21 protein-coding genes, 1 tRNA gene and 2 pseudogenes are annotated in these 19,132 nt (G+C 61.8%); 11 read left to right on the forward strand and 13 right to left on the reverse strand.

Annotated features, from left to right (window positions below; translation table 11 throughout):
• Positions 1-49: 49 nt before the first annotated feature.
• Both WYH_RS04265 and WYH_RS04270 read right to left on the reverse strand, forming a co-directional pair.
• On the reverse strand, positions 50-550 hold the full coding sequence (locus WYH_RS04265) for a YbjN domain-containing protein (protein ID WP_046904799.1): 501 nt from the start codon (positions 548-550) through the stop codon (positions 50-52).
• Positions 551-587: 37 nt separating this feature from the next.
• Positions 588-1,538, reverse strand: coding sequence for a polyprenyl synthetase family protein (locus tag WYH_RS04270; protein ID WP_413226758.1), 951 nt, complete (start codon positions 1,536-1,538; stop codon positions 588-590).
• Here WYH_RS04270 and WYH_RS17105 point away from each other — a divergent pair.
• Together WYH_RS17105 and WYH_RS04275 are read left to right on the forward strand one after the other, a co-directional pair.
• Complete coding sequence (locus WYH_RS17105) at positions 1,501-1,662, forward strand: hypothetical protein (protein WP_235979919.1); 162 nt, start codon at positions 1,501-1,503, stop codon at positions 1,660-1,662. The genes WYH_RS04270 and WYH_RS17105 overlap by 38 nt on opposite strands.
• Positions 1,663-1,697: 35 nt before the next feature.
• The gene (locus tag WYH_RS04275; RefSeq protein WP_046902851.1) at positions 1,698-2,006 is read left to right on the forward strand and encodes a chorismate mutase; all 309 of its coding nucleotides are present in this window, start codon (positions 1,698-1,700) and stop codon (positions 2,004-2,006) included.
• Between the two features lie 3 nt (positions 2,007-2,009).
• On the opposite strand, the gene WYH_RS04280 is transcribed toward WYH_RS04275, so the two are convergent.
• From WYH_RS04280 to WYH_RS04300, 5 genes are all read right to left on the reverse strand, one after another.
• Entirely contained in the window at positions 2,010-2,354 is a 345-nt protein-coding gene (locus WYH_RS04280) for a PilZ domain-containing protein (protein WP_169780707.1), read from the reverse strand.
• 78 nt (positions 2,355-2,432) lie between these two features.
• The gene (locus WYH_RS04285; RefSeq protein ID WP_082347813.1) at positions 2,433-3,752 is read right to left on the reverse strand and encodes a sensor histidine kinase; all 1,320 of its coding nucleotides are present in this window, start codon (positions 3,750-3,752) and stop codon (positions 2,433-2,435) included.
• Between the two features lie 106 nt (positions 3,753-3,858).
• A complete protein-coding gene (locus tag WYH_RS04290; protein WP_046902853.1) occupies positions 3,859-4,536 on the reverse strand; it encodes a response regulator transcription factor in 678 nt (225 codons plus the stop codon).
• Between the two features lie 97 nt (positions 4,537-4,633).
• Complete coding sequence (locus WYH_RS04295) at positions 4,634-4,933, reverse strand: hypothetical protein (RefSeq protein ID WP_046902854.1); 300 nt, start codon at positions 4,931-4,933, stop codon at positions 4,634-4,636.
• Between the two features lie 62 nt (positions 4,934-4,995).
• Positions 4,996-5,712: an SIMPL domain-containing protein gene (locus tag WYH_RS04300; protein WP_053833386.1), complete on the reverse strand. Its 717-nt coding sequence runs from the start codon at positions 5,710-5,712 to the stop codon at positions 4,996-4,998.
• Positions 5,713-5,825: 113 nt separating this feature from the next.
• Here WYH_RS04300 and WYH_RS04305 point away from each other — a divergent pair, with 113 nt between their 5' ends.
• Positions 5,826-7,616, forward strand: coding sequence for an ABC-F family ATP-binding cassette domain-containing protein (locus WYH_RS04305; RefSeq protein WP_046902855.1), 1,791 nt, complete (start codon positions 5,826-5,828; stop codon positions 7,614-7,616).
• Between the two features lie 160 nt (positions 7,617-7,776).
• Here the strand turns inward: WYH_RS04305 and WYH_RS04310 are convergent, their stop codons facing one another.
• Positions 7,777-8,253 carry a DUF6456 domain-containing protein gene (locus tag WYH_RS04310; protein WP_046902856.1) on the reverse strand — a complete coding sequence of 159 codons (477 nt, stop codon included), beginning with the start codon at positions 8,251-8,253 and terminating at the stop codon, positions 7,777-7,779.
• Between the two features lie 92 nt (positions 8,254-8,345).
• On the opposite strand from WYH_RS04310, the pseudogene WYH_RS16450 reads away from it, so the two are divergent.
• Positions 8,346-8,917, forward strand: a pseudogene (locus WYH_RS16450) (helix-turn-helix domain-containing protein).
• A gap of 76 nt (positions 8,918-8,993) precedes the next feature.
• Positions 8,994-10,109 (forward strand): annotated as a pseudogene (locus WYH_RS04315) (glycosyltransferase); the annotation flags it as partial.
• A 17-nt stretch (positions 10,110-10,126) separates the two neighbouring features.
• Here the strand turns inward: WYH_RS04315 and secF are convergent.
• Genes secF through yajC form a run of 3 tightly spaced genes read right to left on the reverse strand, consistent with a single transcriptional unit; the run spans position 10,127 to position 13,069 of the window.
• Positions 10,127-11,104 carry a protein translocase subunit SecF gene (gene secF / locus WYH_RS04320; RefSeq protein WP_046904803.1) on the reverse strand — a complete coding sequence of 326 codons (978 nt, stop codon included), beginning with the start codon at positions 11,102-11,104 and terminating at the stop codon, positions 10,127-10,129.
• An 11-nt stretch (positions 11,105-11,115) separates the two neighbouring features.
• A complete protein-coding gene (secD, locus tag WYH_RS04325) occupies positions 11,116-12,720 on the reverse strand; it encodes a protein translocase subunit SecD (protein WP_046902857.1) in 1,605 nt (534 codons plus the stop codon).
• Positions 12,721-12,748: 28 nt separating this feature from the next.
• Positions 12,749-13,069, reverse strand: coding sequence for a preprotein translocase subunit YajC (yajC, locus tag WYH_RS04330; RefSeq protein WP_046902858.1), 321 nt, complete (start codon positions 13,067-13,069; stop codon positions 12,749-12,751).
• A gap of 183 nt (positions 13,070-13,252) precedes the next feature.
• Here yajC and WYH_RS04335 point away from each other — a divergent pair.
• From WYH_RS04335 to accC, 5 genes are all read left to right on the forward strand, one after another.
• Positions 13,253-13,329, forward strand: a tRNA-Pro gene (locus tag WYH_RS04335).
• 118 nt (positions 13,330-13,447) lie between these two features.
• Positions 13,448-13,861 carry a holin family protein gene (locus WYH_RS04340; protein ID WP_046902859.1) on the forward strand — a complete coding sequence of 138 codons (414 nt, stop codon included), beginning with the start codon at positions 13,448-13,450 and terminating at the stop codon, positions 13,859-13,861.
• 76 nt (positions 13,862-13,937) lie between these two features.
• On the forward strand, positions 13,938-14,372 hold the full coding sequence (gene aroQ, locus WYH_RS04345) for a type II 3-dehydroquinate dehydratase (RefSeq protein ID WP_046902860.1): 435 nt from the start codon (positions 13,938-13,940) through the stop codon (positions 14,370-14,372).
• Between the two features lie 81 nt (positions 14,373-14,453).
• The gene (gene accB / locus WYH_RS04350) at positions 14,454-14,936 is read left to right on the forward strand and encodes an acetyl-CoA carboxylase biotin carboxyl carrier protein (protein ID WP_046902861.1); all 483 of its coding nucleotides are present in this window, start codon (positions 14,454-14,456) and stop codon (positions 14,934-14,936) included.
• Between the two features lie 4 nt (positions 14,937-14,940).
• Positions 14,941-16,290 carry an acetyl-CoA carboxylase biotin carboxylase subunit gene (gene accC / locus WYH_RS04355; protein ID WP_046902862.1) on the forward strand — a complete coding sequence of 450 codons (1,350 nt, stop codon included), beginning with the start codon at positions 14,941-14,943 and terminating at the stop codon, positions 16,288-16,290.
• A gap of 138 nt (positions 16,291-16,428) precedes the next feature.
• On the opposite strand, the gene WYH_RS04360 is transcribed toward accC, so the two are convergent.
• Both WYH_RS04360 and WYH_RS04365 read right to left on the reverse strand, forming a co-directional pair.
• On the reverse strand, positions 16,429-16,620 hold the full coding sequence (locus tag WYH_RS04360; RefSeq protein ID WP_046902863.1) for a hypothetical protein: 192 nt from the start codon (positions 16,618-16,620) through the stop codon (positions 16,429-16,431).
• Positions 16,621-16,753: 133 nt separating this feature from the next.
• The gene (locus WYH_RS04365; RefSeq protein WP_046904804.1) at positions 16,754-17,218 is read right to left on the reverse strand and encodes an Lrp/AsnC family transcriptional regulator; all 465 of its coding nucleotides are present in this window, start codon (positions 17,216-17,218) and stop codon (positions 16,754-16,756) included.
• 213 nt (positions 17,219-17,431) lie between these two features.
• On the opposite strand from WYH_RS04365, the gene WYH_RS04370 reads away from it, so the two are divergent.
• Positions 17,432-19,132 carry a sensor histidine kinase gene (locus tag WYH_RS04370; protein ID WP_046902864.1) on the forward strand — a complete coding sequence of 567 codons (1,701 nt, stop codon included), beginning with the start codon at positions 17,432-17,434 and terminating at the stop codon, positions 19,130-19,132.

A 19,132-nucleotide genomic window follows, 5' to 3' on the forward strand; every position in this document is an offset into this window, starting at 1 on the left:
ACGGGGAGATCGTTCACACGCCTCCCCTAAGCGCAATGCGCGCCTTTCGCTACGCCCCGTGATCCATGAAGAAATCGGACAGGCCATCGAGCAGCACGATCCACCAATCCGCCACATCGGCGAAATTGTCCTGCGTCAGCCCGCCGACAGCCGTGACATCATAACTGAAATTGAGCAGATCGTTCTCGCCCAGCGAAAGCTGTCCGAAACGCTTGGTCCTGTTCCATTCATTGGCGAGTTCCAGCGTGTTGAGACCGTCGTCATTGTTGAAGGCGATCTCGAACTGCAGCGCTTTGCAATCTGCATTGTCCACACAGTCATAGAAGAACAGGTTGAACGTCCAATTGCCGTGCTGGCCCACGATTTTGGGATCGCCCTGATCGTCCGTGCCAAGTTCCGGTTCCAGACCGGCCCTTTCCAACGCATCGACAACGGTTTGCGGTTCGCTGGCGCAGACCAGCCCCGCCGGGCACTCGGCACCGTCCTGGGCCATGGCGGGCGTGGCGGCAAAAGCCAGGGCCATGGCCGCAGCAATGGGCAAACGCTTCACAAGCATTCCTGCCTTGAATCGATAACCGCGCGAGGAATCAATAACCACGCGAGACGGCGAACTGGGCGGCTTCCACCATGGCCTGGCGCGCTTTCCCGTCAGGGAAGATCGACAGTGCATCGCATGCACGCTGGGCGAAATGGCGGGCGCGTTCGCGCGTGGCGGCAACGGCATCGTGGCGGCGGATCAGTTCCACCGCATGGGCCAGATCCTCATCCTCGGTGCGGAAACCGGCAATCGCTTCCTGCCAGAAACGCCGTTCCTCGTCCGAACCGCGGGCATAGGCCAGGATGACGGGCAGCGTCATCTTGCCTTCGCGGAAATCATCGCCGCGGTCCTTGCCCATTTCTTCCGTGCCGGTGTCGTAATCGATCGCATCATCGACAAGCTGGAAGGCAATGCCCAGATTGCGGCCGTAATCGTCCAGCGCCTGTTCTTCCGCATCCGTCCGTTCAGCCACCACGGCCGCAATGCGGCTGGCGGCGGCAAACAGGGCAGCGGTCTTGGCGCCGATAATATGGAGATAGCGTTCTTCGCTGGTTTCGATCTTGCGCTGGGCGGTCAGCTGATCAACCTCGCCCTGGGCGATGATCGCACTGGCGCCGGAAAGAATCTTCAGAACCTTCAGGCTGCCATCTTCCACCATCAGTTCGAAAGAACGGGAGAAGAGGAAATCGCCGACCAGCACCGTCGCCGGATTGCCGAAGACGATATTGGCCGCTTCCTTGCCGCGCCGCATTTCAGACCCGTCCACCACATCATCATGCAGCAGAGTGGCGGTGTGGATGAATTCGACAGCGGCGGCCAATTTGTGGTGGCGCGTGCCCTGATAACCCACCAGTTCCGCACCGGCGAGGGTCAGCATGGGGCGCATACGCTTGCCGCCGCCCGCAATCAGATGTCCAGCCAGTGTGGGAATCAGCGGGATTTCGCTCTGCATCCTGTCCAGGATGATCGAATTCACCGAATTCATCGCCGTGGCGGTCAATGAAAGAATTGGGGCAAGCGTGGGCGTCGTGCGCCGAAACTGGATGACCTCTCCGCTCATGCTGGCGCAGATGGCCGGTCATCGCGCGCTTGGCAAGCGCGGAATCCCTGCTAGCGTCGCGTGACCATGGCCAGTCTGCCTCAACAACCTCAGCCGAGCATGTCTCAAGAAACAAAACCCGAAGCCGGGAGCGACCCCGTGCTCGCATCCTATCGCCGCAGCATCGACAATATCGACGCCGCCCTGATCCACATATTGGCCGAAAGATTCCGAATCACCCAGGCCGTGGGTGAACACAAGGCCCGGCTGGACCTGCCCCCGGCCGATCCCGGCCGCGAAAGCCGTCAGATCCAGCGTTTGCGGAAACTGGCGGAAGAGGCGGACCTCGATCCGGAATTCAGCGAGAAATTCATCCGTTTCGTTATCGACGAAGTGATCCGGCATCACCGGCAGGCAGCCGGGAAATAAGCGTCACCGGCCGATCTGGCTTTCATCATATCCGCCTTCCATCAGGGCGGCGGATATGACGGACTGGCTGATCGGCACGTCGAACTCGCATCCATAAACATAGAGTTCCTCGACGCGGACCACCGTCGCGCGCGTCAACCCGTGCACGGGCAGGCGCAACCTGATCTGCTCGCCTTCGACCAGTTCGCGTTCCACCCGCAGCAACATGCCGCTTTGCGACAGATTGTAGATCAGCGCCCTGTTGGCCTTTTCCGGAGCCCACAAGCCCAGCCTTACCGAGAAACGATCAAAGCCGCGTTCTTCCGCATTGCGCAGATCGCTCTCTATCTCTCCGAGCAAGACGGTCATCATCTCTCCTGCTGATGGTGGACAATGTCACAACCATTCATTGCCAGGAAGTTAAGGTGAAGCTGGCCCGTCGCGGCGTTAATTGGCGGGTGTGCGCGGCAGCTTGATACTCACCAGAACGCCGCCGAGATCCTCGCTTTCCGACAATTCGACACTGCCGCCATAAATTTCCACGACATCGCGAACAATGGCGAGACCCAGCCCGGTGCCGGGCTTGCCGGTATCCAGCCGCGCCCCGCGCGCGAAAAGGCGGGCCCGCTCCGCCTCCGGAATTCCTTTGCCGTCATCCTCCACCCAGATAACGCATTGAGCGGATGCAGGATCGGCATCGACCGTGATGAAGACGCTGCCACCACCATATTTGGCCGCATTCTCGATCAGATTACCGAGAATCTCCTCCAGATCCTGCCGCTCGATCGCCACCTGGGCGGAAGCGTTTCCGGCAATGTCGAAACGCACATCGGGATAGAGCCGGGCAACTGCCCGCTCCACCGCTTCGGCCACTTCCAGCACATTGGCGCGGGCATGGCCGCCGGCGCGGCGCCCGACCGCACGGGCGCGGGCCAGATGGTGATCGACCTGCCGGCGCATGGTGGCGGCTTCCCGCAGAACGGTATCGTCCAGATCAGGCGCATGGGCAGTGGCGGCATTGGTCAGCACGGTAAGCGGCGTTTTCAACGCATGGGCAAGATTGCCCGCATGGGTCCGCGCCTCTTCCGCCTGCCTGTCCGCATGGGCCAGCAGGGCGTTGAGCTCTTCCACCATGGGCTGCACTTCCTGCGGCAGCGGATCGGTTACCCGGTTGGTGCCCGCGCTGCGGATTCGCGCAATCGCCCGGCGGACACGGCGCAGCGGGCTAAGCCCGTACCAGGTCTGCAGCATCGCCATCAGGAACAGGCCAATCCCCAGGACAGCGAAACTCCAGACGAGAATTGAGCGGAATTCGGTGATTTGCTCGTCCAGCTCCTCGCGGCTGCCGGCAACCACGAACTGCCAGTTCGTATCGCTGCCGGGTAACTGGACGGAGCGTTCCACCACGCGCAGGGGTTCCCCGCTGAACTGGTTGGAATCGTAGAAGGTCGGGTCAGGTTCGAACCCGGTGGTGCGGACCTGCAATGTGCGGTCCCACAAGGAACGCGAAGGCCAATCCTCCTGCCCTTCCCCGCTGATCTGCCAGTAAAGGCCGCTATTGGGCTGGAGAAAGCGCTGATCGCCAAGCGGCCGGTTGAAATAGACTTCGCCCTGCGGCCCGATCTCCGCCGAACCGATCATGGCGGTCAGCATGTAATCAAGCTGTTCGTCGAATTGCTGGGTCACCAGCCCGGTCAGTGTCCGGTCCAGCGCCACGCCGCCGAGCAGGAGCAGCATGGTGATCCACCCCGCCGCGATCAGCAACATGCGCCGCGACAGGCTGCCCGTATGGGGCGGCGCAGCGCCCGCGGCGATCGCGTCTTCCTGCGAAGGCGTGCCCGGTCCGGGCTGCGCCTCTACGCCAGGAGCGGGATCACTCGCGGGACGGTGCGTCGGGGTCGTCGAGGCTATAACCGAGGCCACGGATGGTGGTTATCACATTGGCACCCAGCTTCTTGCGAATGCGGGTGACGAAGACCTCGATCGTGTTCGAATCGCGGTCGAAATCCTGATCGTAGATATGTTCGATCAGTTCGGTGCGGCTGACCACCTTCCCCTTGTGGTGCATCAGATAGCTGAGCAGCTTGTATTCCTGCGCCGTGAGCTTCACCGGCTCCCCCTGCAGGGTAACGCGTCCGGACCGCGTATCGAGCCGGACATCGCCGGCTGTCAGTTCACTGCTGGCATTGCCGGATGCGCGGCGGATCAGCGCGCGCAGGCGGGCAATAAGTTCTTCGGTCTGGAACGGCTTGGCGAGATAATCATCCGCCCCCGCGTCCAGCCCGGCCACCTTGTCGGACCAGCTATCCCGTGCGGTCAGCACCAGAACCGGGAAGTTCCGCCCTTCCTTGCGCCACATGCCCAGCACAGTCAGCCCGTCAATTTCCGGGAGGCCGAGATCGAGGATGACGGCGTCGTAATCCTCTGTGCTGCCAAGGAAATGGCCGTCTTCGCCATCGGTGGACAAATCCACCGCATACCCATTTTGTTCAAGCGTCGTCTTGAGTTGCTGGCCGAGCGTAGGCTCGTCCTCGACGATCAGGATGCGCATCTGAGATCCCCTGCTGTGACGCGGCCCGAGCATGTGGGCCTTTGCCCGAAACGCGTCAACCTGATCCCCGTTTCCGCCAACATTCGGCGAACCGGGCTTATTTTGAAACGCGCAGCACCCGGGCCGTGCGGGCATCCACATCCACCCAGGTCACGCGACCGTCACGAATGAATTTCAGGCGATATACACTGGCCACGCCGTCATATTCGAAACCGAGATAATCGCCCTTCATCCTGGGCACGATCCGGCGTTCGATCTCGCTGGAGGACATGGTCCTGCCGGCCTTCATTTCCTCGCGCGCGCTTTTCTGGTCCCCGCGCGACTGGGCAGCCGCCGGAGCGGCAAGACCACCCGCCAGCAAAGCGGCGGCGGCGATAGAGGCAATCAGCTTGGTCATGTCCCTTGTTTGCCTAGAAGAGCCGCATTGAACAAGATGTGAATGCTGCCGCCGCTTGCCGTTCAGCCATTATTGGTCATTTCGTATTTCACCGTAACGGTGACACCGGACTGGACCATGCCGGGTTCGACCGGGGTCGATTCGGCCGCAACCGGCGCAGCGGCCTTGCGAAACTGCGGCCCCGGCTGTTGGTAGGAAACGGATTCATTGATCTCCAGCAGGCGGACACCGGAATAGCCGGCCATGCGGGCATAATCCTTCGCCTGTGCCAATGCGGTTGCCATGGCCTGTTCGCGCGCCTGTGCGCGGGCGGCACTGTCATCCTCGATCGACCAGTCCGGCCCGCCCAGATCGGTGGCGCCGGCCGCCACCAGCGCGTCCAGCACTTCGCCGGTCTTCTGGATATCGCGCAATTTCACGCTGACGCGGTTGCTTGCTTCATATCCGCGGAAAACCTGTTCACGGCTCTGTTGGTCATAATCATACCGGGCCCCGAGATTGATGCCGCTGGTCTGAATATCGCGATCCGCAATGCCCAGTTCCTTGATACGCGCGATCACCTTGCTCATCGCCTGCGCGTTCTGCTGCATTGCGGCCACGGCGGTCTGTGCCCGGGTGGAAACCCCGGCGCTGACATTTGCGATATCCGGCTCCGCCTCGATATTTTCATTCACCGTCATTTCCACGACCGGGCCATTGGCCTGGATCTGGATTTCGGCGGCGGCGGCAGGCGCGGCAACCATGGCGGCGGCGGCAAGTGGCAATGCAGTGCGGATCATTATGTTTTTCTCCAAGACTACCTGTGGCGCCGGTGCTGCGCCCGATCCGCTTACGCACTGCTGAACCAACCGGTTCCTTGTCTGAAAGGATTCCTGCGCCTAACTGCGCCGCCATGGCGGAAGCACCAATCCTATCCTGGGAAGGCCTGGGCCTGCAGCAAGGCGGCCGATGGCTGTTTCGCAATCTGGACCTTCACATCGCCCCGCGCGACCGGCTGGCCCTGATCGGCCGCAATGGCGCGGGCAAGACCACCCTGTTCAAGCTCGTGGCGAACGAGATCGAGGCGGATGAAGGCACGCGTTCGGTCCAGCCTGGGACACGCATCGTCACGCTGGAGCAGGAACCGGATTTCAGCGGCTGCGAAACGCTGATGGATTATGCGCTGTCGGGCGATGATGCGCCCCAGCGGCACGAGGTGGAGGCAATTGCCGGCCAGCTCGGAATCGACATGGAACGGCCCGCCGCCACTGCCAGCGGCGGTGAAAAACGCCGCGCCGCCCTGTCGCGCGCGCTGGCGATGGATCCCGACCTGCTGTTGATGGACGAGCCGACCAACCATCTGGATCTGGCAGCGATCGACTGGCTGGAAAGCTGGCTCGGCCGATACAAGGGCGCCTTCATGGTCATCAGCCATGACCGGACCTTCCTGAAACGCCTGACCCGCGCGACATTGTGGCTCGATCGCGGCTCCATGCGGCGCAAGGAAGTGGGCTTTGGCGGCTATGAGGCATGGGAAGAACAAGTCTATGCCGAGGAAGCGCGCGCGGCCGACAAGCTGGACGCCAAGCTGAAGATCGAAGCGCATTGGCTGGAACGTGGCGTGACCGCGCGGCGCAAGCGCAATCAGGGCCGGCTGGAAAAACTCCACCAGATGCGCGCCCAGCGCGCGGCGATGATCAGCCCGGCAGGCACAGCCAGGATGAAACTGGCGACAGACGATGTAAAAACCAAGTCCGTGATCGTCGCCGAAGGTGTTACCAAGCGTTACGGCGACCGCACCGTGATCCGCGATTTCTCACTGCGGATCCAGCGCGGTGACCGGATCGGCATTGTCGGGTCCAACGGCGCGGGCAAGACCACGCTGCTGAAGATGCTCACCGGCGAAATCGAACCCGACGAGGGCACGGTCACGCTGGCAAAGACGCTAAGCGGCGTAATGATCGATCAGCAGCGCAGCCTGCTGCAGCCTGAAAAACGCGTACGCGACATATTGGCCGAAGGCGGCGACTGGGTGGATGTGCGCGGCAACCGCAAACATGTGCAGGCCTATCTGAAGGACTTCCTGTTCGATCCGTCATTGGTGGATGCACGGGTCGGCACATTGTCCGGTGGGGAGCGCTCACGCCTGTTGCTGGCACGTGAATTCGCGCGCAAATCCAATTTGCTGGTGCTGGACGAACCAACCAACGATCTGGATCTGGAAACGCTGGACCTGCTGCAGGAAGTAATCGCCGATTACGACGGCACCGTGCTGATCGTCAGCCATGACCGTGACTTTCTTGACCGGACGGTGACGGTAACGCTGGGCCTTGATGGCAGTGGCAGCGTGGACGTGGTCGCCGGTGGTTATGAAGACTGGGAGGCCAAGCGCAGCCAGCGCAACGCCCAGTCCACGAAGAAGGCCGAAAGCAAGGCGGAAAGCACATCCCCGCCCCCTCCCCCGCCGCCGAAAAGCAACAAGCTGAGCTTCAAGGACCAGCGTGATTACGATTTGCTGCCTGGCCGGATCGAGGAACTGGAAGCTGCCATTGCCCGGGGCGAACAGATATTGTCCGACCCCGACCTCTATACCAGCGACCCGCAGCGCTTCGCCAATATCAGCAAGGGCGTGGAAAACGCCCGCGCCGAAAAGGAAGCGGCCGAGGAACGCTGGCTGGAACTGGCAGAGCTGGTCGACGGGTAAGGGCGTCCTTATCTGAGCCCCCGCGCAGGCGGGGCGCCGCTTCCTTTGTGAGTCCCCGCGCAGGCGGGGACCTCAAGCCGCAAGTCTCTCACTCAAGAGAGCTTGGCACCTAACCGAAGGAGGTCCCCGCCTGCGCGGGGACTCACAAGTCCATCTTGCCTCACCCGATCCGGTAGAAATCCGCCACCCGGTCCAGCGCCAGTTTCAACACCAGCTTGCCGCTGCGCGCAGGCCATTGCAGGGCCTTTTCGGCAACAGGAACCGTCTCTCCGGCGCAGACCACGCGCCAGAGAATATCCTCCAGCCCCTTGCCCGCCGCATCTATCGCCCCGCCAAAGCGTTCGCGCGCGGCAATCTGCCGCTCTGTAGGAGACAGGCCCCGGTCCGGCCCGCCCTTGATCCTTACCGGATCCCAACGCATCGTAACGCCTGGCGCCAGTTGCGCGCGTTCGTAATCCGCACGTAATCTCTCCCCTGCATCATACAGGCGATCTTCCAGATGCCCATGTGCGTGCAACCAGGTCAGCGGACTTTCGGCGACATTCACGGTCACGCTGCGCCGCCGCCGCGTCACGCCGCCACTGCGGCGCGGCCCTTCTTCTGTCAGTTCCCGTTCAACCAATTTGCGGTGGGCCATGCGAATCTCCCTTTTCAGTCGCGCCGGCCCCTTGCCAAAATGGAATGTTTGTAGGAAATCAGAAAAACCAGATTGGTTACAGGAGAGCAGCGGTGATCAATCGTATTCGCGATATCCGCAAGCAGAAGAACATGACGCTGGCCGAAGTGGCGGCCGCCTGCGATCCGCCCACTACGGCGCAGACGATCGGGCGCCTGGAAACAGGTATGCGCAATCTCTCGCTCACCTGGATGAACCGTATCGGGGCCGCATTGGGCGTGGACCCGGAACTGTTGGTAAAGGGTGAAAATGAAGGCACGCCAAAACTGGTCGCCCGGCTGACCGAAAGCGGCGCCGAAGCGCTGGCAGCCCCGCGCGATGCCATTCTCCCTGCCGATCTCGGCGGTGAAGCCCCGTTGCTGTGCCTTTCCGTGGAAGTCCCGCAGGGCGAATATCGCGCCGGCGATCAGCTATGGCTGCGCCAGCTGCCGCCCGAAGATGCGCCGAAGATCATCAATCGCGATGTTCTGGTTCCCCGGTCCGGCGGCCGCTTCGCTTTCGGGCGATTGATCGACCGTCAGGGCAGCATGGTCGGCCTGTTACCCCCGGAGCCGGGCAACGGCAGATCGTGGTCGACAAGCCAGCGTGGCTGGCCGTGGCGGAGATGCTTGTCCGCAAGCTTTGAGCGCGCCATGAACCGCCTTCTCTCCATCGCCACGCTCTATCCCAACGGCCATCAGCCGCGCTTCGGCACTTTCGTCGCACGGCAGATGGAAGCGCTCGCCGCGCGCAAGGAATGGGACGTTACCGTAATCAATCCCATTGGCGTCCCCCCAGTGCCGATGGGCCGGTACAAGCCGCTGGCCGCAGCCGCCGTGACTGCGGTGGAACAGGACGTGATCGTTCATCGCCCGCGTTTTACACTGATCCCGGCGGTGGGCGGCCCGTTCAACCCCGGCATGATCGTGCGGGCAGTGCTTCCCCTTGCCCGGCGGCTGCATGCGCTCGCCCCGTTCGACCTGGTCGATGCCCAGTTCTTCTATCCAGATGGCCCGGCCGCCGCGCGAATCGCCTCAGAGCTTGGCCTGCCTCTCTCCATCAAGGCGCGGGGCGCGGATATCTCGCTCTGGGGGCACAAGGCCTATGCGCTTCGCAAGATGCGCCATGCGGCGCGGCAGGCGGCAGGTCTGCTGGCAGTAAGCAAAGCCTTGGCCGATGACATGGCCGAAATCGGCCTCCCGCGTGAGAAGATCACGGTGCACTATACCGGGCTCGACCGCAGCCTCTTCCGCCCCCTCGGCCGCAAACGCAGCTGCCGGCGTATGGCGGAGGAACTAGGCCTGCCAATGCCGGAAAGCGCCCCCCTTATCGCAACCGTCGGCGCGTTGATTCCGCGCAAGGGGCAGCAATATGTGATCCGCGCCTTGGCCCGTATGCCCTCGGTTCATTTGGCTCTGGTGGGTGGCGGACCGGACCGCGCGGCACTGGAAAAATTCGCCGCGGAAGCCGGGCTGACAGATAGGGTCCATTTTCTCGGCCTGCTGGATCACGCAAGCCTGCCCATCGTGCTTTCGGCAGCAGATGCGATGGTGCTGCCCTCTGCCAGCGAAGGGCTCGCTAATGCCTGGGTCGAAGCGCTGGCCTGCGGCACCCCACTGATCATTACGGATGCCGGCGGCGCGCGCGAACTGGTTACCAGCCCACAAGCAGGCCGTATCGTCCCGCGCGATCCCGATGCGATAGCACGCGCCCTGGAGGATCTGCTGTCAGACCCGCCTTCGCCGGAGGCGGTGGCGGAATGCGTTGCGCAATTCAGCTGGGAAGCGAATGCAGAGGCATTATCAGCCTATTACGATCGATTGCTGGCGGCCGGCTGACCGGCCGCCAGGCAAAATCAGGCTTCTCCGCGCGTCTTGCGTTCCTGCTTGTCCACCACGCTTTCAGTGGGCACGAAGCTGTCCGGGGTGACACCCAGCCAGGTAAGGATCGGCGCGGCCATATAGACCGAGCTGTATGTGCCGACGAAAAGACCCAGCGTAATACCGGCTGTCAGACCGAACAGGCTGGCCGGACCGAACAACAGCAGCGGGAGAAGGGCCACGAGCAGCGTCAGCGAGGTCATCACCGTACGCGCCAGGGTCTCGTTAACGGACAGGTCGAGCAATTCGACCATGCCCATCTTGCGGTATTTCTTCAGATTTTCACGAATGCGGTCATAAACCACGATCGTATCGTTAAGCGAATAGCCGATAATCGCCAGGATCGCGGCCACAATCTGCAGCCCGAATTCCAGCTGGAACAGCGCAAACATGCCCAGCGTCAGCGACACGTCGTGGAACAGGGAAAACAGCGCACCGACGCCGAACTGCCATTCAAACCGGATCCAGATATAGATCGAGATGGCCAGCATGGCGAAAAGCAACGCGTAGAGGGCCGTGGTGCGGAATTCGCCCGACACCTTGCCCGAAACCGTGCCCTTGAAATCGAGCCGGAAGTCCGGGAATTCTGCCTGAAGCGTGTTCACGACTTCGTCCGAAATCCGGTCCGCAGCCGCCTTGTCGCCCGAGACCTCGTCGGGCAGGCGCATACGGATCGAAACCTGGTTCTCATCGCCAAAGCGCTGGATCACCGGCTCGCCATAGCCCAGCCCGCCGACTTCTTCGCGAAGCCTGGCAATCGGCGCTTCCTGGCTTTCGGTGAAGGATGCCTGCAATTCCAGGCCGCCCGCAAAATCGACGCCGTAGTTGAGACCCTTGGTCATCACCAGGCCCCAGCTGGCGATAATCAGCAACACGCTGACCACATAGAAAGGCAGGCGCCACTTCAGGAAGTGGATATTCGTATTATCGGGGACGAGTTTGAGCAGTCGCATCATCTATCCCCCTACACGTTCAGGTCGGTCGGGCGCGCCTTGCGCAGCCACGCGGCGACCCACATGCGGGTCATGGTCACGGCGGTGAACACGCTGGTGAACAGGCCGATGATCAGAACGATGGCGAAACCGCGCACCGGACCGGAGCCGAACAGGAACAGCAGAACACCTGCAATGAAGTTGGTGATATTCGCGTCATAGATCGCGCGGCTGGCTTCCTTGTAGCCATTTTCCACGGCGGCGATTACCCGTCGCCCACGCTTTCGTTCTTCGCGAATTCGTTCGTTGATCAGCACGTTGGCGTCCACCGCCGCGCCGATTGTCAGCACGAAGCCGGCAATACCGGGCAAGGTCAGCGTCGTGTTCATGATCGACATGATGCCGAGAATCATCAGCACGTTAAGCACCAGCGCGAAGGTGGCATAAACGCCGAAGCGGCCATAGCTGGCGATCATCAGCAGGATGACCAGCAGCGAACCGACCGTCATCGCAATCAGGCCCTTGCGGATGGAATCGGCGCCCAGATCAGGGCCAACCGTGCGTTCTTCCACAACGGCCAGATCAACCGGCAAGGCGCCCGACCGCAATGCGATGGCGAGCTGGTTGGCCGTTTCCACGGTAAAACCGCCCGAAATCTGCGCCGTGCCGCCCAGGATCGGTTCGTTGATATTGGGTGCCGACAGCGCCTCGCCATCAAGGATGATGGCGAAGGGCTTGCCCACATTCTCACTCGTCATGCGGGCAAATCGCGCACCGCCCTGCGGATCGAAAGTGATCGAAACGACCGGCTCGTTGGTCTGCGCATCGAAGGTTTGCTGCGCATTGGTGAGCGAATCACCACGAATTCCGCCCAACCGGTTCACCACGATCGACGATCCGGCAAAACGGGATTGCGCCGCGTAAGGAACGATTTCCTTGCCCGGCGGAACAATTCCCTGCTGGATATCGGATTGCAGCACGCTCTGGTCGACCAGCTTGAATTCGAGCTTGGCGGTCTGGCCCAGCAGATCTTTCAGCTGCTGCGGATCCTGCAAGCCCGGCACCTGGACCACGATCCGTTCATCGCCCTGGCGCATGATGTTGGGTTCGCGCGTGCCCAGCGCGTCGATACGCTTGCGGACAACTTCGGTCGCGCTGTCCATCGCCTGTGTGACAGCCAGTTCCAGTCCAGCCTGTGTCTGGGTGATGACGAAACGGTTGCCGTCGACGACCTCGATCGTCCAGTCGCGCTGGCCGGTAAGGCCCGCGCCAGTGGTCAGCGGTTCGATCAGATCCCGCGCGGCATCGACCTGCGAGGGATCGTCAAGCAGGAAGGACAGCCGGCCATCCGAGGTCGAAATATCCCCGATCCGCACGCGCGGTTCGGCATCGCGCAGCACGGTGCGCACGGATTCTTCCATCGTTTCCAGCCGCTGGTTCGCCACCTGCGACGGGTCAGCTTCCAGCAGGATATGGCTACCGCCGGCAAGATCGAGACCGAGATTGATTTCCGGATCGGGAAGCGATTCAGGCCATTTCCCGCCCGCCAGCGTGACGGCCGAAGGCAACATCGCGGCAATCGCGACCAGAATGATCAACCACAGGAAGACACGTTTCCAAGGGGGAAAATCGAGCATTGTCGGCGCTATCCGTTAGCTGGCGATCTCAGTCATTCGCCGCTTTGCCACCGGGCGGAACGATATCGCCCAGAGTCGACTTCACGACCTTCACCTTCACGCCCTGGGCGATTTCCAGATCGACATAATCATCGTCCACCCGGACCACCTTGCCGATGACACCGCCGGCCGTAACGACCTGGTCATTCTTCTTCACGGAAGCGATCTTGGCCTGGTGCGCCTTCTGCCGCCGCATCTGCGGACGGATGATCAGGAACCAGAAAATCGCCACCATGCCGATAATGGGCAGAAACTGCATCCATCCCGGAGGAGCGGCACCGGCTGCGCCGGCGGCAAGAAAATCAAGCATTGTTAAGCCCTATCAGGCCGGAAAATTCCGGATATCGTTGCAGGTGCAGGGAGCGGCATTCAGCCTCCCCCGACCCGATGGCCGCCGCGCCTAGCAGCAAAGCCACAGACTGGCAATCAAGCCCGGCAAACGCCGCACTTGCCATGCGGGAATCAGGTATCTATAGGCCGCGCTCCACTGGATCGGGACGTAGCGCAGCCTGGTAGCGCATCACACTGGGGGTGTGGGGGTCGCTGGTTCGAATCCAGTCGTCCCGACCAGTGGCAATCCTCCAAAATTTACGGCTGCGGACGGCTCTGACCGACCGTTTTTCGCCTTTCCTACAGCGAACCGCGCCAACTAGCGGCGTCAATCACGATTCGCGCGGAGGAACATGGCATGGCCATTATCGAAACATTGATTGGCCCGATCACATCCATCATCGACAAGGTAATTCCCGACAAGGAAGCGCGGGAAAAGGCTCGCCTGGAACTGATGCGGCTGGAAGGCACGCAGGAAATGCAGGCAATCGAGGCGCGGCTTTCCGCAATCGTGGCGGAAGCCAATTCCAACGATCCATGGACCAGCCGCGCACGGCCCAGCTTTCTCTATGTCATGTATGCCATGTTGCTGTGGTCCCTGCCGATGGGCGTGCTGGCTGCATTCGATCCGGCCACGGCGGAAGGGATAGCGGTCGGGATGAATGCCTATCTCAACGGCTTGCCAGAGCCCCTCTACGCCCTCTTCGGCACGGGCTATCTGGGCTACACCGCGGCGCGGCAATGGGGCAAGGCCAGGGGCACGGACCGCTAAGCCTGTAACCGACGGAAATTTTGCCCTCACCCGGGCTTGCCGCTATGGCCCGCGCCAAAGAACGAGGAAATTTCCAATGACCGACACCGTCTATGTCCTTAACGGGCCGAATCTCAACCTGCTGGGCGTGCGCGAGCCGGAAATCTACGGTGCCGACACGCTCGACGATATTGCGGGCCGGCTCGAAGACCGGGCGAAGGAGCTCGGCCTGAATATCGAGATGCGGCAGTCGAATCATGAAGGCCATTTGTGTGACTGGCTGCACGAAGCACAGGCCGAAGGGGCCAAGGCCGTCCTGCTGAATGCCGGGGCGCTGACCCATACCAGCCTGGCCCTGTATGACGCGATCCGTTCGGTGAAGACACCGGTGATCGAGGTCCACCTTTCCAATCCGCATTCGCGCGAAGCCTATCGCCACAAGAGCTATGTCGCCATGGCAGCCTTGGGAACGATCGCCGGATTCGGTGCGTATGGCTATGAACTGGCGCTGGAAGCTGCGGCGAAGTTGTGAGTGCCGTGACCGCAAGTACTTGCCATGCAATCACTCAGCTCGCATAGGCCCAGCCCTGAGAAGCTACCCGAAGAGGAGTGAATGGCCGACAACAAGGGCGCCAATGGCATGAAAATCGATACGCGCCTCGTGCGCGAACTTGCCGATATGCTGGCCGATACCGGCCTGACCGAGATCGAAGTCGAAGACGGCGATCGCAAAATCCGTGTGGCGCGTGGCGTGAACGCCGTGCCGCAGGCGATGCATATGGCTCCGGCCATGCAGCCTGCCGCTGCTGAAGCCGCGCCAGCGGCCCTGGCAGCGCCCGTCGCGGATGAAGCTGCGATCCCGGCCAATGCGATCAAATCGCCCATGGTGGGGACTGTATATCTGTCGCCCGAACCTGGTGCGGCAGCCTTCATCAAGGTCGGCGATACGGTAAAGGCAGGCGATACGTTGCTGATCGTGGAAGCGATGAAGGTGATGAACCCGATCACCGCTTCTGAAAGCGGCACGGTGACGAAGATCCTGGTAGAGAACGCCCAGCCGGTCGAATATGACCAGCCGCTGGTCGTTATCGGCTGATCCGATGGCCATTACCCGTATCCTGATCGCCAATCGCGGCGAGATCGCGCTGCGCATCCACCGTGCGGCCCATGAAATGGGTATCGAAACGGTGGCTGTGCATTCCACCGCGGATGCAGAAGCGATGCATGTCCGGCTGGCCGATCATGCAGTCTGCATCGGCCCGCCGTCTGCCACGGAAAGCTATCTGAACACGGCGGCGATCATTTCCGCGGCGGAAATTTCCGGCGCCGATGCGATCCATCCCGGTTATGGCTTCCTGTCGGAAAACGCGCAATTCGCCGAAATCGTCGAAGCTCACGACATTGCCTGGATCGGGCCCAAGCCCGAACATATCCGCACCATGGGCGACAAGGTGGAAGCCAAGCGAACTGCAGGTGCGCTTGGCCTGCCGCTGGTGCCGGGATCGGACGGCGCCATCAGCGATCCGGCCATCGCAGCCAAAATTGCAGACAAAATCGGCTATCCCGTCATCATCAAGGCTGCGGCCGGCGGTGGCGGACGCGGCATGAAGGTGTGCGACAGCCCCGAAAAGCTCGAAACGCTGATGAAACAGGCCGGCAACGAAGCCAAGGCCGCCTTCGGCGACGACACCGTCTATATAGAGAAATATCTGGGCAATCCGCGCCATATCGAATTTCAGGTCTTTGGCGACGGCAATGGCAACGCGATCCATCTGGGCGAACGTGACTGTTCGCTCCAACGCCGCCACCAGAAAGTTCTGGAGGAAGCCCCCTCCCCCGTCATTTCTCCTGAAGAGCGGGAGAAGATGGGCGGTATCGTGGCCAAGGCGATGGCGGAAATGGGCTATCGCGGTGCGGGAACGATCGAATTCCTGTGGGAAAATGGCGAGTTCTATTTCATCGAAATGAACACGCGCCTGCAGGTCGAACATCCGGTGACCGAAGCGATCACCGGCATGGATCTGGTGCGTGAACAGATTCGCATTGCCGATGGCAAATCGCTGTCGGTGACGCAGGATGAACTGCGCTTCACCGGCCATGCGATCGAATGCCGCATCAATGCGGAAGATCCGTTCACCTTCACCCCCAGCCCGGGCAAGGTCACGAATTATCACGCAGCGGGCGGTATGCATGTGCGCGTCGATAGCGGGCTTTATGCCGGTTATACGATCCCGCCCTATTACGATTCGATGATCGCCAAGCTGATCGTCTACGGCCGCACACGCGAAGGTTGCATCATGCGCCTGCGCCGCGCGCTGCAGGAAATGGTCATCGACGGTGTGAAGACATCGATCCCCCTGCACGAGGCATTGCTGGAGCAGACCGACATTCTGAACGGCGATTACTCGATCAAATGGCTTGAGGAGTGGCTGGCCACGCGCGATGCCTGATGGCGGCGCATCCTGGCCATTACCTCGCATGAAGACAAAAAAGACACCGGGTCTCCGAACATCGGAGAACCCGGTGAAGGAAGCCTGACCCAGGGCAAAGGGTGAGGCTTGGGAAGAGCAGCCGGAGGGGGTCGGCTGCTAAATTCGGGCCTTGCGTGCGGGCGGATGGTTCGCCGCCGCAGTATTGGCGGCAATTTCCACCGCCGGATCACCGAACAGAATGGGATGGTGGCTAACATCCGGCTTCGCCGCCTTCTGCGCGACACCGTTTCCACCGGCGAGCAACATCGTTCCGATCGCTGCGGCATTCAGAATGCTGTCATATGCCATCTGGAAGCGCCTTCCTGTTCCCGTTCAGCACCTGTCAGCAGGAATAGACGAATCGCGCCATCCCGCCTTGACCTGCATCAAAGCCGGAAAATTATGGTGCTTTCAGAAATGAAAACCGCGCAGAGCGGGAAAATCAGGTCAGCGGGACGCCCGGCTCATTCTTTGAAGTACGGATCGTCAGCGATGTCTTGACGCTGGCGACGTTGGGCGCCGGGGTCAGCTTGCTGGTGAGGAATTCCTGGAAGCTCTGCAAATCCTTGCTGACCACTTTCAGGATAAAATCGATCTCGCCATTAAGCATGTGGCATTCGCGCACATCGGGCAGATCCTTGATATGGTCTTCAAAGGCACGAAGATCCTCTTCCGCCTGGCTGCGCAGGCTGACCATGGCGAAAACGGTAATCGCAAAGCCGAGCTTCGAGGGATCGAGATCGGCATGATAGCCGCGAATGACGCCGTCTTCTTCCAGCGCACGGACACGCCGCAGGCATGGTGGCGCCGTAAGACCCACGCGCCGCGCGAGATCCACATTCGTAACGCGGCCTTCAGCCTGCAATTCCGCCAGAAGCCGGCGATCAATATTGTCCAGCGTTGCCATCGCCTTTTCCGTACCCGTTTCGGACACCCCTGTGCCAACCCAGTGCGAAACATCAAGCTGCGAACAGGGGTCAGCCGGTAATATTATTATATATGGCCGCAATTGTCCCGCTTTGCAACGCACGAGTGACAGCCCGTTCCGCAAGCTTTCGGAACGGCTATTGGCACCGGGCCGGGAACCACCGATTTTCGCTTTTCCCGTCCGGAGATTCGCTTGCTGTTCGACGACCGTCTGGCCACTGTGCTGCGATCCCCATTACGGGGAGAGACGGGCGCGCGCACGCAATTCCGGCAATTGATCGACCTTCTGGGCAGCATGCCGGCAGATCTGGACAGCGAACTGGCCGGTGCCGCCTATGACCGGCTGGCCGAACTGGCGGTGGAGCTGGCCGCAGCCGACCAGTCTGCAATTCTGCGCGAACCCGGCCTGCGCCTGCGCAATCCGCGCCTGATCGGCTGGATCGCCGGGCGAGAGCCACAGGCCGCCGCCGCCGCCATGGCAACAGCCCGCCTGACCGAAGATGAATGGATCGATCTGATCCCGCGCCTGCCGGTCACCGCACGGGGTTTCCTACGCCATCGCCGCAATCTCCCCCCGCGGGCCGAACAGCTGCTGGAACGGCTGGGTGTGGGCGACCTTGTTCTTCCGCAGCCTGATATTTCCGTCGCGGCCGAGGAGATTGCAGCTGCGCCCGAACCGGTGCCCACCGCCGAAGCCTCGCCGAAAGCACCGAAGGGCAAGCAGGAAGAAGCCGAAATTGGCGCCCTGCTGCGCCGTATCGAACAGTTCCAGGCGCGCCGGCAGACGCGCGTTACCGGCCTGTCTCCGCAATTGCCGCTGGACGATGAGCATCAGTCGCATCGTCGCCACGAAAGCTTCGATTTTTCCTTCGATGCGCAGGGCGTGGTGGATTGGGCCGATCCGGCAATCGCGCCATTGGTAGTGGGCATGACGATTGCCGGTCCCGCGGATGACGGGCTGTGCCGGATGGACCGGGCGAGCCGCCGATCGATCAACCGCAGATTGCCCGTTCGCAGCGGCAATGTCCGTATCGAGGGATTGGCGGAAATCGCCGGCGAATGGCAAATCCAGGCCAGCCCTGCCTTTGCACGCGGCACAGGCAGCTATATCGGCTATCGCGGGCGGCTTTGCCGCGTTGAACCGCAGGCGGCCGCGCCCGCTGCCCCGCTTGACGATTCGGCTGATCGCATACGCCAATTGCTGCATGAATTGCGCACGCCGGTAAATGCGATCCAGGGCTTTGCCGAAATCATCCAGCAGCAGATGTTCGGCCACGCGCCGAACGAATATCGCGCGCTTGCTGCCGGCATCGCCGTAGATGCGGCACGGTTGCTGGCCGGTTTCGACGAGATTGACCGGCTTGCAAGGCTTGAAAGCGGCGCGATGGAAATGGCGGAGGGGGAAAGTGACCTGCGCCTTGCCGTGACCCAGACTCTCCGCCGGCTGGAGGGCGTTCTGCGCCCCCGAAACGCCCGGCTCGAACTCACCGTGACCGGCGAAGACTTCGCTTGCCGGTTTGACGAGCCCGAATTGCAGCAATTCACCTGGCGGCTGCTGGCGACCCTTTCCGGCGCACTGGCACCGGGCGAGATCGTGGCCCTGCGGCTAACCGGCGAGGATGGCGAGATCGCCCTGCAAGCCGAATTGCCCGCAGCTTTGGCTGATCGGGCGGACCTGTTCGCCGCCAGCCCTTCCCCCGCCGCCGGTTCGGTTTCCGCCGGCATGTTCGGCGCCGGGTTCACCTTGCGCCTTGCCCGGGCCGAAGCGCAGGCAGCCGGTGGCAGTCTGGAAAGGCGCGGCGATGCGCTGGTTCTGATGCTGCCCACCTTGACCGGGGAAGCGCCGGGCCATAGCGTCGATCCACAGGGGAAAGACGGCAAGGCCGCCGGATAA

It is taken from the genome of Croceibacterium atlanticum (assembly GCF_001008165.2).
Taxonomy (GTDB): domain Bacteria; phylum Pseudomonadota; class Alphaproteobacteria; order Sphingomonadales; family Sphingomonadaceae; genus Croceibacterium_C; species Croceibacterium_C atlanticum.

What these genes read in the sequence shown, in the direction of transcription:
- WYH_RS17105 (WP_235979919.1), top strand. Translation starts at nt 1,501, where the DNA reads ATGATCGAATTCACCGAATTCATCGCCGTGGCGGTCAATGAAAGAATT.
- WYH_RS04340 (WP_046902859.1), top strand. Translation starts at nt 13,448, where the DNA reads ATGGCCATTATCGAAACATTGATTGGCCCGATCACATCCATCATCGAC.
- WYH_RS04280 (WP_169780707.1), bottom strand. Translation starts at nt 2,354, where the DNA reads ATGACCGTCTTGCTCGGAGAGATAGAGAGCGATCTGCGCAATGCGGAA.
- WYH_RS04365 (WP_046904804.1), bottom strand. Translation starts at nt 17,218, where the DNA reads ATGGCAACGCTGGACAATATTGATCGCCGGCTTCTGGCGGAATTGCAG.
- WYH_RS04285 (WP_082347813.1), bottom strand. Translation starts at nt 3,752, where the DNA reads ATGTTGCTGATCGCGGCGGGGTGGATCACCATGCTGCTCCTGCTCGGC.
- WYH_RS04310 (WP_046902856.1), bottom strand. Translation starts at nt 8,253, where the DNA reads ATGGCCCACCGCAAATTGGTTGAACGGGAACTGACAGAAGAAGGGCCG.
- aroQ (WP_046902860.1), top strand. Translation starts at nt 13,938, where the DNA reads ATGACCGACACCGTCTATGTCCTTAACGGGCCGAATCTCAACCTGCTG.
- yajC (WP_046902858.1), bottom strand. Translation starts at nt 13,069, where the DNA reads ATGCTTGATTTTCTTGCCGCCGGCGCAGCCGGTGCCGCTCCTCCGGGA.
- secD (WP_046902857.1), bottom strand. Translation starts at nt 12,720, where the DNA reads ATGCTCGATTTTCCCCCTTGGAAACGTGTCTTCCTGTGGTTGATCATT.
- WYH_RS04295 (WP_046902854.1), bottom strand. Translation starts at nt 4,933, where the DNA reads ATGACCAAGCTGATTGCCTCTATCGCCGCCGCCGCTTTGCTGGCGGGT.
- accC (WP_046902862.1), top strand. Translation starts at nt 14,941, where the DNA reads ATGGCCATTACCCGTATCCTGATCGCCAATCGCGGCGAGATCGCGCTG.
- WYH_RS04275 (WP_046902851.1), top strand. Translation starts at nt 1,698, where the DNA reads ATGTCTCAAGAAACAAAACCCGAAGCCGGGAGCGACCCCGTGCTCGCA.
- WYH_RS04300 (WP_053833386.1), bottom strand. Translation starts at nt 5,712, where the DNA reads ATGATCCGCACTGCATTGCCACTTGCCGCCGCCGCCATGGTTGCCGCG.
- accB (WP_046902861.1), top strand. Translation starts at nt 14,454, where the DNA reads ATGGCCGACAACAAGGGCGCCAATGGCATGAAAATCGATACGCGCCTC.
- WYH_RS04290 (WP_046902853.1), bottom strand. Translation starts at nt 4,536, where the DNA reads ATGCGCATCCTGATCGTCGAGGACGAGCCTACGCTCGGCCAGCAACTC.
- WYH_RS04360 (WP_046902863.1), bottom strand. Translation starts at nt 16,620, where the DNA reads ATGGCATATGACAGCATTCTGAATGCCGCAGCGATCGGAACGATGTTG.
- WYH_RS04305 (WP_046902855.1), top strand. Translation starts at nt 5,826, where the DNA reads ATGGCGGAAGCACCAATCCTATCCTGGGAAGGCCTGGGCCTGCAGCAA.
- secF (WP_046904803.1), bottom strand. Translation starts at nt 11,104, where the DNA reads ATGCGACTGCTCAAACTCGTCCCCGATAATACGAATATCCACTTCCTG.